This window comes from Lutibacter sp. (genome assembly GCF_040883305.1).
Lineage (GTDB): Bacteria > Bacteroidota > Bacteroidia > Flavobacteriales > Flavobacteriaceae > Lutibacter.
The window spans coordinates 1-16,947 of the sequence record NZ_JBFLKT010000121.1 but is presented as its reverse complement, the minus strand read 5'-3'; the positions used below and the strand labels follow the sequence as shown (position 1 = coordinate 16,947).

Annotated in this window: 17 protein-coding genes; 11 read left to right on the top strand and 6 right to left on the bottom strand. The window is 29.9% G+C overall.

Features of this window, described 5'->3' with window-relative positions:
• Positions 1 to 9: 9 nt before the first annotated feature.
• Both AB1Z17_RS03790 and AB1Z17_RS03785 read left to right on the top strand, forming a co-directional pair.
• Positions 10 to 489 (top strand): SRPBCC family protein, encoded by a 480-nt coding sequence (locus AB1Z17_RS03790; protein WP_368050468.1) that lies wholly within the window; start codon positions 10 to 12, stop codon positions 487 to 489.
• A 6-nt stretch (positions 490 to 495) separates the two neighbouring features.
• On the top strand, positions 496 to 768 hold the full coding sequence (locus tag AB1Z17_RS03785) for a zinc ribbon domain-containing protein (protein WP_368050467.1): 273 nt from the start codon (positions 496 to 498) through the stop codon (positions 766 to 768).
• Here the strand turns inward: AB1Z17_RS03785 and AB1Z17_RS03780 are convergent.
• Complete coding sequence (locus tag AB1Z17_RS03780; protein WP_368050466.1) at positions 765 to 1,652, bottom strand: hypothetical protein; 888 nt, start codon at positions 1,650 to 1,652, stop codon at positions 765 to 767. The two genes, AB1Z17_RS03785 and AB1Z17_RS03780, sit on opposite strands and share 4 nt — an antisense overlap.
• Before the next feature lie 39 nt (positions 1,653 to 1,691).
• Here AB1Z17_RS03780 and AB1Z17_RS03775 point away from each other — a divergent pair, with 39 nt between their 5' ends.
• Entirely contained in the window at positions 1,692 to 2,063 is a 372-nt protein-coding gene (locus tag AB1Z17_RS03775; protein WP_368050465.1) for a TM2 domain-containing protein, read from the top strand.
• Positions 2,064 to 2,119: 56 nt separating this feature from the next.
• Here the strand turns inward: AB1Z17_RS03775 and AB1Z17_RS03770 are convergent, their stop codons facing one another.
• Positions 2,120 to 3,031 (bottom strand): sterol desaturase family protein, encoded by a 912-nt coding sequence (locus AB1Z17_RS03770; RefSeq protein WP_368050464.1) that lies wholly within the window; start codon positions 3,029 to 3,031, stop codon positions 2,120 to 2,122.
• A gap of 99 nt (positions 3,032 to 3,130) precedes the next feature.
• Here AB1Z17_RS03770 and AB1Z17_RS03765 point away from each other — a divergent pair, with 99 nt between their 5' ends.
• The 3 genes from AB1Z17_RS03765 (at position 3,131) to AB1Z17_RS03755 (ending at position 6,409) form a co-directional block, all read left to right on the top strand.
• A complete protein-coding gene (locus AB1Z17_RS03765; RefSeq protein WP_368050463.1) occupies positions 3,131 to 4,186 on the top strand; it encodes an o-succinylbenzoate synthase in 1,056 nt (351 codons plus the stop codon).
• Between the two features lie 39 nt (positions 4,187 to 4,225).
• Complete coding sequence (locus AB1Z17_RS03760; RefSeq protein WP_368050462.1) at positions 4,226 to 5,155, top strand: lysostaphin resistance A-like protein; 930 nt, start codon at positions 4,226 to 4,228, stop codon at positions 5,153 to 5,155.
• Positions 5,156 to 5,230: 75 nt separating this feature from the next.
• Entirely contained in the window at positions 5,231 to 6,409 is a 1,179-nt protein-coding gene (locus AB1Z17_RS03755; RefSeq protein ID WP_368050461.1) for an AMP-binding protein, read from the top strand.
• Positions 6,410 to 6,481: 72 nt separating this feature from the next.
• Here AB1Z17_RS03755 and AB1Z17_RS03750 read toward each other — a convergent pair whose 3' ends face one another.
• Positions 6,482 to 7,528, bottom strand: coding sequence for an isoaspartyl peptidase/L-asparaginase family protein (locus tag AB1Z17_RS03750; RefSeq protein ID WP_368050460.1), 1,047 nt, complete (start codon positions 7,526 to 7,528; stop codon positions 6,482 to 6,484).
• Positions 7,529 to 7,614: 86 nt separating this feature from the next.
• Here AB1Z17_RS03750 and AB1Z17_RS03745 point away from each other — a divergent pair, with 86 nt between their 5' ends.
• Positions 7,615 to 8,232: a YigZ family protein gene (locus tag AB1Z17_RS03745; RefSeq protein ID WP_368050459.1), complete on the top strand. Its 618-nt coding sequence runs from the start codon at positions 7,615 to 7,617 to the stop codon at positions 8,230 to 8,232.
• Here AB1Z17_RS03745 and AB1Z17_RS03740 read toward each other — a convergent pair.
• Positions 8,222 to 8,626: an acyl-CoA thioesterase gene (locus AB1Z17_RS03740; RefSeq protein ID WP_368050458.1), complete on the bottom strand. Its 405-nt coding sequence runs from the start codon at positions 8,624 to 8,626 to the stop codon at positions 8,222 to 8,224. The genes AB1Z17_RS03745 and AB1Z17_RS03740 overlap by 11 nt on opposite strands.
• Before the next feature lie 164 nt (positions 8,627 to 8,790).
• Here AB1Z17_RS03740 and dnaA point away from each other — a divergent pair, with 164 nt between their 5' ends.
• The 3 genes from dnaA to AB1Z17_RS03725 are packed head-to-tail and all read left to right on the top strand — an operon-like array spanning position 8,791 to position 11,393.
• Complete coding sequence (gene dnaA, locus AB1Z17_RS03735) at positions 8,791 to 10,218, top strand: chromosomal replication initiator protein DnaA (RefSeq protein ID WP_134249119.1); 1,428 nt, start codon at positions 8,791 to 8,793, stop codon at positions 10,216 to 10,218.
• Positions 10,219 to 10,223: 5 nt separating this feature from the next.
• Positions 10,224 to 10,676, top strand: coding sequence for a low molecular weight protein-tyrosine-phosphatase (locus AB1Z17_RS03730; RefSeq protein WP_368050457.1), 453 nt, complete (start codon positions 10,224 to 10,226; stop codon positions 10,674 to 10,676).
• Complete coding sequence (locus tag AB1Z17_RS03725) at positions 10,677 to 11,393, top strand: SAM-dependent methyltransferase (protein WP_368050456.1); 717 nt, start codon at positions 10,677 to 10,679, stop codon at positions 11,391 to 11,393.
• A gap of 42 nt (positions 11,394 to 11,435) precedes the next feature.
• Here AB1Z17_RS03725 and AB1Z17_RS03720 read toward each other — a convergent pair whose 3' ends face one another.
• Together AB1Z17_RS03720 and AB1Z17_RS03715 are read right to left on the bottom strand one after the other, a co-directional pair.
• A complete protein-coding gene (locus AB1Z17_RS03720) occupies positions 11,436 to 11,690 on the bottom strand; it encodes a PLDc N-terminal domain-containing protein (protein ID WP_368050455.1) in 255 nt (84 codons plus the stop codon).
• Positions 11,691 to 11,923: 233 nt separating this feature from the next.
• Positions 11,924 to 14,461 (bottom strand): ATP-dependent Clp protease ATP-binding subunit, encoded by a 2,538-nt coding sequence (locus AB1Z17_RS03715; protein ID WP_368050454.1) that lies wholly within the window; start codon positions 14,459 to 14,461, stop codon positions 11,924 to 11,926.
• Between the two features lie 258 nt (positions 14,462 to 14,719).
• Between AB1Z17_RS03715 and gyrA the strand changes: the two genes are divergently transcribed.
• Positions 14,720 to 16,947, top strand: a 2,228-nt coding sequence (gene gyrA / locus AB1Z17_RS03710) for a DNA gyrase subunit A (RefSeq protein WP_368050453.1), incomplete at its 3' end; no start/stop codon positions are given.

Here is a 16,947-nt window from a genome sequence, read left to right as displayed (position 1 = left end):
TTTTTTGTAATTATTTTAGCATTAATTGCTCCAAAAACTTATGATGTAAGTCGAAATATTATTGTGAATAAACCACTTCCCGAAGTTTTTTCATATTTAAAATCATTAAAAAATCAGGATAACTGGTCGCCTTGGGCAGAGAAAGACCCAAATATGAATAAAACCTTTACAGGAAAAGATGGTGAAGTTGGATTTGTATCTGCTTGGGTTGGAAATAAAGAAGTTGGAGAAGGTGAACAAGAAATTACTGGAATTGTAGAAAATAAAGTTGTAGAATCACAATTACGCTTTTTAAAACCGTTTAAATCCACATCTGATGCTTATTTAAAAGTTGAAGAAGTTAGAGAAGGAACAAAAGTTATTTGGGGGTTTTCTGGGAAAAATAAATTTCCAATAAGCATTATGATGCTTTTTATGAATATGGATAAAGCAATTGGAAAAGATTTTGAATATGGGTTAAATAAATTGAAAGGTATTTTAGAAAAATAAATAAATATGAAAACATATAAAAATTGTCAGAGTTGTGCAATGCCTTTAAATAAAGATCCGAAAGGCAAAGGTGGAGGAACAAATGCAGATGGTAAACCAAGTAATATGTATTGTAGTTATTGTTATGAGGAAGGGAAATTTTTACAGCCAGATATTACTGCAATAGAAATGCAAGCGTTTGTAAAAGATAAACTCAAAGAGATGGGTGGTTTTATGAGGTTATTCGCTGGCTTTTTTTCAAATGGAATTCCAAAATTAGAACGTTGGAAAAAGGATTAATTATTTTTCACAATAGTTATTGAAGTTTTTTCTCCTTTTTTTAAACGTGTTAGTGTATTAATATTATTTTTTTGATCAACAATTTCTATTTTCGCTGTGTTTGGAGAGATAGTACCCGTATTTAATGCTAAAACTTCAATAAGAGTTGATTTTGAATTTAAGGGAATTGTTAATTGTTTTATATTTTTATCTACACTATAATTTCTGAGAAAAATAGACCCATTAACATATATATTAATTTTATCTCCATCAACCTTTCCAGCATCATAAATGTTTAATTTAAGCTCAGAAGACGCTGAAAACATTGTTAAATTTTGATTTGGTTTTAAGATATTCATTTTTAAGGAATCTAAAGTCTGAGTTACACTTACTGAAGATTTAATCGTTGTATCTACACGTTTCGATTTTTGAATTAATTTATCAATCTTTTCAGCTTTTTTTTCAATTTTTTCGATATTTCGAAGTTTAATTTCACCATTTATACAATTACCTCCATCATTATAAAGCCCTATAAATTTACCTTCAATATTTTTTTTAGAATCGATGGTATTCAATTTTCCTTCAAAATGAATGTAACAGAAGTCATAATCAGAGACTTCAGATTTTGTATAAATTATCCCAACTTCTTTAAAAGAAAGCATATTGGTTTTATCATTGTATTCACCAGTAATATTTGATTTAGTTTCGTGATCACCACCAATATCAGTAATTGAATAGCCGGAAATTATATTATTGTTTTCTACTAAATTTAATCGATAAGAGATAAAAGAAGAATCATTTAATTTAATAACCCCCAGATATTCCTGCTCATTTTGTGCATATATAACTTCATTAAAAAGCAATAGGATTAAAATAAAAACGAAGTACTTACTTTTATTAAACATTTTTAGTTAGATTTGGTTACAAACTTAAACTTAAAAATTATGAAATTAAAAATTATTTTATCATTAGTAATGTTATTATTGGTTACAAGTTTTAGCTATGCATCTTTTCCTGTTAAAAGAGTTGCAACAATTAATAATACTGAGCAGATTAACAAAACTTCAGTTACTGAGGTGTTAGTTTCTCCAGCTGCTGCTGGATCAGAAAAAAGTCAAGGTATTGCATTGTTGTTGGGTATTTTTTTAGGTGGTTTGGCTGGCCACAAGTGGTATTTAGGTAATCCGTGGTATATTAATTTACTTTTTATAGTAACTTTAGGTGGTCTTGGAATTTGGTGGATAATTGATATGATTAGAATTATTACTGGAGATTATAAACCACATAATGGAAGTTATAAAGCTGATTTCTTTTAAAAATTAACAAATTTTATAAATTAAAAGAGAAGCAAATAGCTTCTCTTTTTTTATGCTTAATTTATTTTATTTCTAGAAGAAGATGACAACCAGTCTTTTCTTAAATCATTAGATAGTTTTCCAGAGCCATCATGTTTCCAACCCGGCGGTTTTATAAAATATTTTAATTTATTTATAAATGAAGTTTTAGCTGAAAAAGCATCCTTAAAAACGGAATTCCATTCATTAAAAGCAATTTTTATAGGATTAAAAGTATCAATATTTGAAGTTAACCCATAAATAACTTTTTCATTTTTAAGTTCAGGTTGAAATGTACCAAATAATTTATCCCAAATTATAAAAATTCCCGCGTGATTTCTATCCAAATACAGAGGATTACTTCCGTGGTGAACCCTGTGATGCGACGGTGTATTAAAAACTGATTCAAACCAACGTGGCATTTTATCTATTAATTCGGTGTGAATCCAATATTGATATAAAAGACTGATACTCATTTGGGTGAAAATCATTAATGGATGGAATCCTAAAAATGGTAAAATTAAATAAAACACAAAGGTAAAAAATCCACCAGTCCAAGTTTGACGTAATGCAGTACTTAAATTATATTTTTGTGAAGAATGATGTACAATATGTGAAGCCCAAAAGAAACGACTTTCGTGCCCTATTCTGTGTGCCCAATAATAACAAAAATCATCAGCAAATAAAATAAGTAACCAAGACCACCAAACAAATGGAATGGTACTAATTCTATAATTTTCATAAATAATAGCAAAAACAAAAACTATTAGCAATTTACTTAATAAATTAATTAATACATTCCCAATTCCCATAGTTATTGAAGCTAAAGTGTCTTTAAATTGATAGGATTGGGGTTGTTTTTTAAATAAGACAATACCTTCAAAGATTACAGTTACAACAAAAAAAGGTATTGCGTAATATATTAAATTTGGGATGTTTGGAACTTGCATAAATATTAAAATTATAGCTCAATATATAATAAAATATTAATATTGTTGTGTTTTCCGCCAGACACTATATTTTTGTATCTTTCAATTTTTTAAAATTAAATGAAAGCAATCTACCAAAAATACATTCTAAATTTTAAACAAGCCAGTGGTACTTCAAGAGGTATCTTGAAAACTAAAGAAACATTTTTTTTAAAATTAATTGATGAAGATAAAATTGGAATTGGTGAATGTGGCATTTTTAAAGGTTTAAGTATTGACGATAGACCGGATTACGAGGAAAAATTAAACTGGCTTTGCCAAAATATTAATACAACTATAGATGTTTTATTAACTGAATTAATTGAATTTCCGTCCATACAATTTGGATTAGAGCAAGCTGTTTTATCATTAAAAAGTAAAAATCCTTTTGAATTATTTCCTTCAAAATTTACGCAATCAAAAGAAGCCATAAATATTAATGGTTTAATTTGGATGGGAAACGAAGCTTTTATGAAACAACAAATTGAAGAAAAATTAAAAGCAGGATTTTCAACCATTAAAATGAAAATTGGGGCCATTGATTTTGAAACTGAACTCAGGTTATTAAAAAGTATCAGAACTAATTTTTCTTCAAAAGAAATTGAATTGAGAGTAGATGCTAACGGAGCTTTTAATCCAAATGAGGCATTGGAAAAATTAAAACACCTTTCTGAATTTGAAATTCATTCCATAGAGCAGCCAATAAAACAAGGACAAATAAGTGAAATGGCAGGTTTATGTCTAAAAACACCATTGCCAATTGCTTTAGATGAAGAATTAATTGGTGTTTTTGATGTAACAAACCCATCTGGCGGACGTGCAGGAAAACAAGAATTACTACAAATAATAAATCCACAATACATAATTTTAAAACCTAGTTTAATAGGTGGTTTTAAAGGAAGCAAAGAATGGATTAATTTGGCTGAAAAACAACAAATTGGTTGGTGGATAACGTCTGCGTTAGAAAGTAATATTGGATTGAATGCAATTGCACAATGGACGTATACTTTAGGTAATAAAATGCCGCAAGGTTTAGGAACTGGAAGTTTGTTTACCAATAATTTTGAAAGTCCGTTAGAAGTAAAAAACGGACATTTGCATTACAATTCAACTAGAAAATGGATGATTAATTTATAATTAATGTTTCAAAATAAATAAAGATATTAAAACATAAATATGAAATTTATACAACAAGCATATACAGGAAATAACAAATGGTGGACTTATTTTATAACAATTTCGGTTGTAACTTTTCCTTTTTTAATGAATGTGGTTATTTACTTAATATTTCCTGAATTATTAGATACTTTGTATCAGGAAATGGAGCAAAAAGAACCTAGTAATTTAGATTTTTTATTAAACTTATTACCCTTTTTATTTTTGTTAATTTTGTTGTTTTTATTTGTAAATAAATTACATAAACGAAAAATTAAATCAATAATAACATCTAGAGAATCAGTTGATTGGAGTCGTATTTTTTATGCTTTTTTTGTTTGGTTTACAATTGGAGTGGTACTTATTGGAGTTGACTATTTTATGTCTCCTAACGATTATATTTGGAATTTTAAACCCATTCCGTTTTTTGGTTTATTGCTGATTTCAATAGTGTTTTTACCTATCCAAACAAGTATGGAAGAACTGTTATTTAGAGGCTATTTAATGCAGGCTTTTGGAGTTTGGTTTAAAAAATCGTTTGTGGCATTGATTTTAACTGCAGTAATTTTTGGCTTGTTACATGGATTAAATCCTGAAGTTGAGAAGCTTGGATGGATTGTAATGATATATTATATTGGAACAGGTTTGGTGTTAGGAATTTTTACATTAATGGACGAAGGTACAGAATTAGCCTTAGGTTTTCATGCCGCAAATAATATTGTAGCCGCGGTTTTGGTAAGTTCTAATTGGGCGGTTTTTCAAACAGATGCATTATTAATTGATGTGTCGGAACCATCTTTAGATTTGTTAATGTTTTTACCTGTATTTGTATTGTATCCGTTAGTACTTTTTATTTTTTCAAAAAAATATGGCTGGACAAATTGGAAAGAAAAATTATTTGGAACTGTTACAAAGCCTGTTGAATTAAAAGAAGACGAATTTATGGTTTAACTTAATCACTGAGCGTAGTCGAAGTGGTTTTGATATTATCAATAATAATCTCCTTCTATTTGGGAAGGATTAAGAATGAAAACGAACAAATTTCATAAAAGTTTTAAATTTCAAGGAAAATCATTTTCTGATGTGAATGAATTGCTGTTATTTTCTAAGATTAGTTCTATTGAAGTATATAATTTTATAGAAAATTGGTTTGATGAAAAACTTTATATTGAAGTAAAGACTTCGGGTTCTACCGGAGTTCCAAAGATAATTCAACTTCAAAAAAAATACATGATAAATAGTGCGAAAGCAACAGGTTGCTTTTTTGAATTACCTGAAAATACAAGAGCGCTTTTATGTATGTCACCAAATTATATTGCTGGTAAAATGATGTTGGTGAGAGCATTAACTTTAGGTTGGAATATAGATATTGTTGAACCAACTTCAAATCCGTTAGAGAATATTGAAACAGCTTACGATTTTTCGGCAATGGTTCCGTTGCAAGTAGCTAATTCTTTAAAAGATTTTCATAAAATTAAAAAATTAATTGTTGGGGGAGGTGTAGTTTCTAATGAGCTTTTACATCAAATTCAACATATAAATACCGAAGTTTTTGCCACGTATGGAATGACTGAAACGGTAACTCATATTGCAGTAAGAAAATTGAATAATTTTAAAAACGTCATTGCGAGAGAAACGAAGCAATCTCAAAGTAATATTCCTCAAAATAATTCTACTAAAAATGTGATTTCGAGCGCAGTCGAGAAATCTTATTATAAAACACTGCCAAATATTAAAATTTCAACAGATGAAAGAGGTTGCTTAATGATAAAGGCTCCTAAAATCTCTAATGAAATAGTTATTACAAATGATGTTGTTGAATTAATTTCAGAAACTGAATTTAAATGGTTAGGTCGTTTTGATTCTATTATAAATTCTGGAGGTATAAAATTAATTCCAGAACAACTAGAAGAAAAACTAGCAGCAATTATTAAAGAACAGTTTTTTGTAGCAGGATTACCAGATGTTGTTTTAGGTGAAAAATTGGTGTTGGTGGTTGAAAAGTTGGTCACTGAGTGGAGTCGAAGTGCTATAATTTCGAAAAAAGTAAATCCCTATAATAATGAACTCTTTCAAAAAATAAAAGAATTAAAATCACTTTCTAAATATGAAATTCCAAAAGAAATTTTTTTTGTTGAGAGTTTTATTAAAACACCAACAGAAAAAATCAACAGATCAGCAACTTTGAAACTGCTTGAAAAGTAATATAACTCGTCATCCTAAATTTATTTCAGAGTCTTATTATGTTCACAGCGGATTTTAGGTTTAAGAAAACGTCTATTTCTCAAACATTTCAACTTTGGTTTCGCCACTCGATTTTTTAAAACCTCTAAACATTCCAGAAGAATTAAAATCCCAATATACATCACCATTTTTATCTAATAAAATCATTCCACCTTCGCCACCAAGTGGACCAATTTGATTGAATAAAACTTCATGTAAAGCTTCAGCAGGAGAAAAATGGTTGAATTTAATTAAGCTAGAAACTTCATGAGCCGCAACAGTTCTGATAAAATACTCCCCGGTTCCAGTTGCTGAAATTCCACAAGTTAAATTATTAGCATACGTACCAGCACCAATAATTGGCACATCACCAATACGACCATATTTTTTGTTAGTCATTCCGCCAGTTGAAGTTCCAGCGGCAATATTTCCACTTTTATCTATAGCGACAGCTCCAACAGTTCCGTATTTATGATCGTCAATCAATTCATTTTTAATTAAAAATGCTGAGTGGTCGAGTTCAGTTTTTTCTTTTCCTTGTAATTTTTTTAATTGGTTCATTCTTTTTTCAGTAAAAAAGTAGGAACTATCAACCATTTCTATACCGTATTTTGCAGCGATAATTTCTGCGCCTTTTCCAGAAAGTAAGACATGTTTAGAACTGTCCATAACCATACGAGCAGCCAAAATCGGATTTTTAATATGATTTACACCAGCAATTGCACCTGCATTTAAAGTGTTACCATCCATAATTGCAGCATCCATTTCTTGGTTACCTTCACTATTGTAAACGGCACCTTTTCCAGCATTAAATAATGGAGAATCTTCCATAATATTAATTGCAGCCTGTATAGCATCTAAAGAAATTCCTCCATTTTCTAAAATAGTATAACCCGCATCTAAGGCTTCTTGTAATTTTTGAGTGTAAGCAACTTGCTGTGCTTCAGTAAAATATTCTTTTTTTATGCCCCCCGCACCACCATGAATTACAATTGCAAATGAGTTTGGGTCTCTTGTTGGTTTAATTTTTTTTTCAGAAGTATTTTCTTTACAGGAGATAATTAAAAGAAGTGAAATTAATAGTAAGGGTAATTTTTTCATGAGTTAAGATTTGATATTCAAAGATATTCATTTTAAAATTGAAAATTAGAAAAATGCTTTTGATATATTTGTATTTCAAAACAATTATGAATTCAGAAAAGGACACATATAAAACTATTGAAATTGCTGTTGGAGATGCGCTTTTTAAAGAGAAAGGAAGTAAATTTATAGGGTATGTTTTTCCTATTTCTTCAGAAGAAGATGTAAAAATTTATATTGATGAATTAAAGAAAAAGCACCATGCTGCACGGCATTGGTGTTATGCTTGGCAATTGGGAATTGAAGAAATTAGTTATCGCGCAAACGATGATGGAGAGCCAAATAATTCAGCTGGACAACCTATCTACGGACAAATTTTATCTAAAGATTTAACGAATGTTTTAGTGGTGATTGTACGTTATTTTGGGGGTACTAAATTAGGTGTTGGAGGATTAATTAGTGCTTACAAAACTACAGCAAAGTTAATTTTAGAGGAAGCCGCAATTGTAAAAAAAACAATTGATGTTTTTTATAAACTAAATTTTGAATATAAAGACATGAATAAGGTAATGCGAATAATTAAAGACCAAAAACTTTCGATAGAAACTCAGAAAATGGAATTGAATTGTGAGTTTTTAATTTCAGTACGAAAAAAGAATGCACTTAAAGTTCAACAATTATTTTTGGATTTACGATGTTTAAAAATTAAAGAAGTTACTCCTTAAAATTTATTTTATCTAATAGGTATTTTGGAATGCGTGTTGGTCTGTTGGTTTTCATATTTACAAAAACCAAAACTGCTATTGCAGTTGTTAACAATTCATTTTGTTGGTTCGTTATTTCAAACTTAAATTCAATTCTTGCGGTTGGTTTTTTTGCTAAGGTTGTTTTTAGGATTAAAATATCATCGTATTTTGCAGGTTTAAGGTAATTTGTATTTAGACTAATTACAGGTAGCATAATACCATCCTCTTCCATTTTTTTGTATGAAACTCCTAGTTTTCTTAACCATTCGGTTCGTCCCATTTCAAAGTATGCGGCATAATTTCCATGGTATACATAACTCATTTGATCGGTTTCACCATATCTTACTCGAAATTCTATTTTATCTGAAATCATTTTGTATATTTATGAAGTGGTATTTACGTAAAAAAAAATTAATAATCAATAGATATTTTATTTTTTTATACTAAAAAATATTCACATTTTTGTACAACCAAATAATAACTAGAGTTCGCTCTATAATTGCGACTAATTAACTTAAAATACCACAAAAATCACCAATGAGTAAAACTGCAACATCAGTTTGGACAGAATGTTTATCTTTTATACAAGATAATATTAAGCAGCAAGCGTACAAAACTTGGTTTGAGCCAATTAAACCAATAAAATTATCTGGTGAAGCATTAACTATTCAAGTGCCTAGTAAATTTTTTTATGAGTGGTTAGAAGAACATTATATTAAGTTATTAAGAGTTGCTTTGGTAAAGCAGTTGGGAGATGATGCAAAATTAATTTATGATGTTAGAATGGAGAATAATTACAGTAGCAATAATCCACATACTGTAAAGTTTCCTAGTTCAAATAGAAATCCAATTAACCCTCAAGGGGTTACAGTTCCCATAGATTTTAATAAGAGAGAATTAAAAAATCCATTTATAATTCCTGGAATTCAAAAGGTTAAAATAGAATCTCAGTTAAATCCAAATTATAATTTCGAAAGTTTTGTTGAAGGAGACTCAAACCGTTTAGCGCGTTCAGCGAGTATGGCTGTTGCAAATAAACCTGGAGGTACCTCTTTTAATCCGTTGTTAGTTTATGGAGGTGTTGGTTTAGGGAAAACACATATTGCACATGCAATTGGTGTAGAAATAAAAGATAAATATCCAGATAAAACGGTTTTATACATTTCTTCTGAAAAATTTACCCAACAATACATAGACTCTGTAAAAGGAAATACTAGAAATGATTTTATTCATTTCTATCAAATGATTGATGTTTTAATAATTGACGATGTACAGTTTTTATCTGGTAAAACAGGGACTCAAGATGTATTTTTTCATATTTTTAATCATTTACATCAGAATGGAAAACAGGTAATTCTGACTTCAGATAAAGCTCCTGTTGATATGCAAGACATAGAGCAACGTTTGCTTTCTCGTTTTAAATGGGGATTATCTGCAGAGTTGCAAGCCCCAGATTACGAAACAAGAGTTTCTATCTTAGAAAATAAACTATATAGAGATGGCGTTGAGATGCCAAATGAAATAGTTCAATATATAGCAAAACATATTAAATCAAATGTTAGAGAATTAGAAGGAGTGTTAATTTCTATGATTGCTCAAGCTTCCTTTAACAGAAAAGAGTTTACACTTTCTTTAACCAAGCAAATTGTAGATAAATTTGTAAAAAATACGAAACGAGAAGTTTCTATAGATTACATTCAAAAAATTGTTTCTAATTATTTTGAATTAGATGTTGCAACCTTGCAATCTAAAACCAGAAAACGACATATTGTTCAAGCGCGTCAGTTGGCAATGTATTTTGCAAAGAGAATGACCAAAGCTTCACTTGCAAGTATTGGATCTCAAATTGGTAAAAGAGACCATGCAACTGTACTACATGCTTGTAAAACTGTTGATAATTTAACAGAAACCGACAAGCAATTTAGAAGATATGTTGATGATATAACAAAAAAACTTACTTTTTAAAAAACATGACTAAGGTATTAATGGTTTGTCTCGGTAATATATGCCGCTCTCCATTAGCGGAAGGAATATTGAAGTCGAAAATATTTAGTTTTAAAGCTTTTGTAGATTCCGCTGGAACAGGCGCATACCATGTTGGTGAAAAACCCGACAAAAGGTCAATTGCTGTGGCAAATACAAATGGCATAGATATTTCTAATCAAAAAGCAAGAAAGTTTACTGTTGAAGATTATGATTTGTTTGATATTATTTATGTAATGGATAACTCAAACTATAAAAATGTAATTTCTTTGGCTAGAAATGCACAAGATGAAGCTAAAGTTAAATTAATTTTGAATGAAGTTTTTCCTAATGAGAATTTAGATGTTCCAGACCCATATTATGGAGGAGAATTTGGATTTAAAAACGTGTATAATATGTTAAATGAAGCATGTGATATTATTGCAAAAAAAATTAATTAAATGAGTATTCAAAGAGGTAAATTGTATTTAATACCTACTACTTTAGGTGATAATGAGCCTTTAGAAGTGCTTCCTCTGTCGGTTAAAAAGGTAATCGAAGAGTTAGATACTTTTATTGTGGAAAACGAAAAAACTGCGCGTAAATTTATCAAACGAATTACTCCGAGAAAATCGCAACCTTCTTTAACAATTTTAAAATTAGATAAATACGCCGATCAATTAGAGATAAGAAGTTATTTAGATGTTTGCGAAAATGGAACTTCAATTGGTTTACTTTCTGAGGCTGGAGTTCCGGCAATTGCAGATCCCGGTGCAGAAATCGTAAAATTAGCACACGAAAAGAATATTAAAGTTATTCCTTTAGTTGGACCTTCTTCAATTATTTTAGCGATGATGGCTTCAGGTTTTAATGGTCAGAATTTCACATTTAATGGATATTTACCTATTGATACTTCAGAAAGAAAAAAAGCTATTAAAAGTTTAGAAAAATTATCAAAAGAGAAAAATCAATCTCAAATATTTATAGAAACGCCTTATAGGAACGAAAAAATGTTTACCGATTTAAAGAGTACACTAACGCCAACTGCAAAATTGTGTATAGCTTGTAATATTACTTTACCTGATGAATATATAAGAACACTTGAAATTAAAGATTGGAAAAGTGAACATCCGGATTTACATAAAAAGCCTACTATTTTTATTATTCATAAAGATTAAGAAGTAAATTAGTATTTTAAACCCAAATTATTTAATTGTGATTTATTTTATTGTTTTTAAAGGGGTAATTTCAATAAAATAGTAAATAATGCTCCCAATTATTCCAGTAAAAATTAGAATTAAAGTCCACATAACTTTTTTATTTGTATCGTTTTCTGAGTTATTATTTGTATGAACAATGTAATAAATCTTAACTCCTAAACCGATAATTCCCATAAAAACTATTAAAAGAATCATCCAGATTAATGATTGTAGAAATTCTATTGGAAACTCACCATTATGCTGTTCTAATTCCATAATGTTTTCAAAGAAAATTGTGAAAAAGAAAACAAAAAATAATATTAAAAGAACTAGCGGTAAAAATGTAAATAGCCCAAGCCAAAATTTAGTTGAAGATTTCATAATAGTATTATTAATAATAAGTTTTTTAAAGTTACTGAATTTTTAAATATCTATAATAGAAATTGTTAACAAAAAAAATCCAGAAATTTTTAAATATCTGGATTTTAATAGTTCAAATTTAATGAAACTTATTCTTCAACCTTTTTTTTGCCTTTAGTTATTTTAATTGTCAATTCATTTGTTTTTTTATCCAAATCCATAAAAATTGAATCTCCTTCATTGAGTTTAGAGTTTACAATTTCTTCAGCCAAAGCATCTTCAATATACTTTTGAATAGCACGTTTTAACGGTCTTGCACCATATTGTTTATCAAAACCTTTGTCAGCAATATAATCCTTAGCTTCCTCAGTTAAAATCAATTTATAACCTAAATCTTCAATTCTATTGACTAGTTTTTTAAGTTCAATATCAATAATTGAATGAATATCTTCACGTTCAAGTGCATTAAATACAATTACATCGTCAATTCTATTTAAAAATTCTGGAGCAAAAGATTTTTTAAGGGCACTTTCAATTACCTTTTTAGCATTTGCGTCTGCTTGCTCTGCTTTAGCAGCAGTTCCAAAACCAACACCTGCACCGAAATCTTTTAACTGACGAGACCCAATATTAGAGGTCATAATAATTATAGTATTTCTAAAGTCAATTTTTCTTCCAAGGCTGTCAGTTATATGTCCATCATCTAAAATTTGAAGTAACATATTAAATACATCTGGATGCGCTTTTTCAATTTCATCTAATAAAACAACTGCATAAGGTTTACGTCTTATTTTTTCAGTAAGTTGACCGCCTTCTTCATATCCCACATATCCCGGAGGAGCACCAATTAAACGAGAAATAGCAAATTTTTCCATATACTCACTCATATCAATTCTTACCAAGGCATCTTCACTATCAAAAAGTTCGGTTGCCAATACTTTTGCAAGTTGTGTTTTACCAACACCAGTTTGTCCTAAAAATATAAATGAACCAATTGGTTTGTTTGGGTCTTTTAATCCAACTCTGTTACGCTGAATTGCTTTAACAACTTTAGAAACAGCTTCATCTTGACCAATTACTTTTCCTTTAATTAAATTTGGAAGGTCATGCAATCTATGGCTTTCAGCTTCAGCAACTCTGTTTACAGGAATTCCTGTCATCATAGAAACTACTTCGGCAACATTATCTTCAGTAACAACTTCTCGGTTTAATTTTGAAGCTTCTTCCCATTTTTTTTGTGCTTCTTGCAACAAGCTTTCAATACGCTTTTCGTCATCTCTTAACCTAGCAGCTTCTTCATATTTTTGACCGTTAACTGCATTGGTTTTATCAATTTTTATGGTTTCTAATTGTTTTTCTAGTTGAAGCACTTCTTTGGGTACCACAATATTTGTAATATGAATTCGTGACCCAGATTCGTCCATAGCATCAATTGCTTTATCTGGAAGAAAACGATCTGTCATATATCTATTGGTTAATTTTACACAAGCTTTTATAGCATCATCTGTGTATTTTACCATATGGTGGTCTTCGTATTTATCTTTAATGTTATTTAAAATTTGAATGGTTTCTTCAACAGAAGTAGGTTCAATAATTACTTTTTGAAATCTTCTTTCTAAGGCACCGTCTTTTTCAATATTTGTTCTAAATTCATCTAAAGTTGTGGCTCCAATACATTGTATTTCTCCACGTGCCAATGCTGGTTTTAACATATTTGAGGCATCTAAAGAACCAGTAGCTCCACCTGCACCAACAATGGTATGAATTTCATCAATAAATAAAATTATATCATCATTTTTCTCTAATTCATTCATCAAGGCCTTCATACGTTCTTCAAACTGTCCTCTATATTTTGTGCCAGCAACTAAACTAGCCAAGTCCAAAGAAATAATACGTTTGTTAAATAAAATACGGGAAACTTTTCTTTGAATAATTCGTAAAGCCAAACCTTCGGCAATTGCAGATTTACCAACTCCTGGTTCACCAATTAACATTGGATTATTCTTTTTTCTTCGGCTTAAAATTTGAGAAACACGTTCTATTTCTTTTTTTCTACCAACTACAGGGTCTAAGTTTCCTTCTTCGGCTAAGCGCGTTAAATCACGTCCAAAATTATCTAAAACAGGTGTTTTGGACTTCTTTTGAGGTGTTTGCTCTCCTTTAGGTTGCTCAAACGGATTTGATTTAGATGTATCAAAATCATCATCAGATTTATTTTCAGCTCTCGGCAAATCTATTTCTTCATTTAAAAATAGTTGTTTATATACTGTTTTTACATCTTCGTAGGTAGCGTCAAAATTGTTTAACAACTTTGTGGTAGGGTCGTTTTCATTTCGTAAAATGCATAACAGTAAATGTGCAGTATTTACAGATTCACTCTGGTATAATTTAGCCTCTAAAAAAGTAGTTTTTAATGCTTTTTCAGCTTGCCTTGTTAGGCGCAAACTTTTCTTTTCATTAGAACTTTCAATTATAGCATTTTTAGGGCTTAAGCCTTCAATTTTTTTACGTAAATGATCTAGATTAATTGCCAAAGAATTTAAAATATCTATTGCTTTTCCAGTTCCTTTACGAATTAGACCAAGCATTAAATGCTCCGTTCCAATAAAATCATGACCCAAACGCAATGCTTCTTCTTTGCTGTATGCAATTACATCTTTAACTTTTGGTGAAAAATTATCGTCCATTATATTATATTTATATTGTAAAATTAACTGATTTTTTTCTTTTTATAATGCAAAAATGGCACCACTTTTTAAATATTTAAAAAACAATACTAATTATTGTTACGAAAGTGGTTGATTTTCAGGAATTTAAACTATCTATTTTTTAACTTTTTATTGTTAATAAAAATTCTAAAAACAACCTGACAAATTGGTTGTAAAAAAGTGAAAAATTGTATATTGCTTTGTTAAAAAATGACACTAAAATAAATTAAAAAACATATGGCAGACGGAGAAAAACTGATACCTATTAATATTGAAGATGAAATGAAATCTGCGTACATTGATTATTCAATGTCAGTTATTGTTTCGAGAGCATTACCAGATGTGCGAGATGGTTTAAAACCAGTGCATAGAAGAGTTTTATATGGAATGCATGAATTAGGTATTAAAGCTACAGGATCTTATAAAAAATCAGCAAGAGTTGTTGGGGAAGTTTTAGGTAAATACCATCCACACGGAGATACTTCTGTTTACGATTCTATGGTGCGGATGGCACAAGATTGGAGCGTGCGTTATATGATGGTAGATGGTCAAGGTAACTTTGGTTCTGTTGATGGAGATAGTCCAGCAGCAATGCGTTATACCGAGGTTCGTATGCAAAAAATATCGGAAGAAATGTTATCTGATATTGAAAAAGATACAGTAGATCATAGATTAAACTTTGATGATACTTTGAATGAACCTACAGTTTTACCGACAAGAATTCCAAATTTATTGGTAAATGGAGCTTCAGGTATTGCAGTAGGTATGGCAACCAATATGGCGCCTCACAACCTTACAGAAGTTATAAATGGTACTTTAGCTTACATTGATAACAGAGAAATTGAGATTTCTGAATTAATGCAACATATTAAGGCTCCTGATTTTCCTACAGGTGGAATTATTTATGGTTACGAAGGTGTAAAAGAAGCTTTTGAAACAGGTAGAGGAAGAATTGTAATGCGTGCCAAAGCTACTATTGAAGAAGTGAAAGGTAGAGAATGCATTATTGTTACAGAAATTCCTTACCAAGTTAACAAAGCAGATATGATTAAAAAAACTGCTGATTTAGTTAATGAAAAAAAATTAGAGGGGATTGCCAATATTAGAGACGAATCCGATAGAAATGGGATGCGTGTTGTGTATGTCTTAAAGCGTGATGCAATTCCTAACATTGTTTTAAATAAATTATACAAATATACTGCACTTCAAACTTCATTTAGTGTAAATAATATTGCATTAGTAAACGGTCGTCCAGAGCAATTAAATCTAAAACAATTAATTCATTATTTTGTTGAACACAGACACGAAGTAATAGTTAGAAGAACTGAATTTGAGCTTAAAAAAGCTGAAGCTAGAGCACATATTTTAGAAGGATTAATTATAGCAAGTGATAATATAGATGAAGTAATTAAAATAATTAGAGGATCTTCTAATGCAGATGAAGCTCGTGAAAGTTTAATAACTCGTTTTGAATTGACAGAAATTCAAGCAAAAGCAATTGTAGAAATGCGTTTGCGTCAATTAACTGGTTTAGAACAAGATAAATTACGTGCTGAGTATGATGATATTATGAAGTTAATTATCGATTTAAAAGATATTTTATCTGATGAAGTAAGACGTTACAAGATTATAAAAGAAGAATTAGAAACAATTAGAGATAAATATGGAGACGATCGTAGGTCTGTAATTGAATATGCTGGAGGAGATTTATCTATTGAAGATATGATTCCAAATTCTAAAGTAATTGTAACAATTTCACATGCTGGTTATGTAAAACGTACAAACTTAGATGAATATAAAGTTCAAAATAGAGGAGGACGTGGGCAAAAAGGTGTTGCCACAAGAACAGAAGATTTCTTAGAGCACTTATTCCTCGGAACCAATCATCAATACATGCTGTTCTTTACTCAAAAAGGAAAAGTATTTTGGATGCGTGTTTACGAAATTCCTGAAGGAAGTAAAACATCAAAAGGAAGAGCGCTTGTTAATTTAATAAACTTAGAACAAGATGATAAGGTAAAAGCATTTTTAGTTACCGAAGATCTTAAAAATGAGGAATATGTTAATAGTCATTATGTGATTATGGCAACCAAAAAAGGACAAGTTAAAAAAACTTCATTAGAACAATATTCTCGTCCAAGAACAAATGGTATTAATGCAATTACCATTAGGGAAGATGATGAATTATTAGAAGCAAAATTAACAACAGGTGATAGCCAGGTAATGTTAGCATTAAAATCTGGTAAATCCATTCGTTTCGAAGAAAGTAAAACACGTCCAATGGGTAGAAATGCTTCTGGGGTACGTGGTATTAGGTTAGCTAATGAACAAGATGAAGTTGTAGGAATGATTGCAGTTAACGATTTAGAAAGTAACATACTTGTAGTTTCAGAAAATGGTTATGGTAAGCGTTCAAGTTTAGAAGATTATAGAATTACAAACCGTGGAGGTAAAGGTGTTAAAAC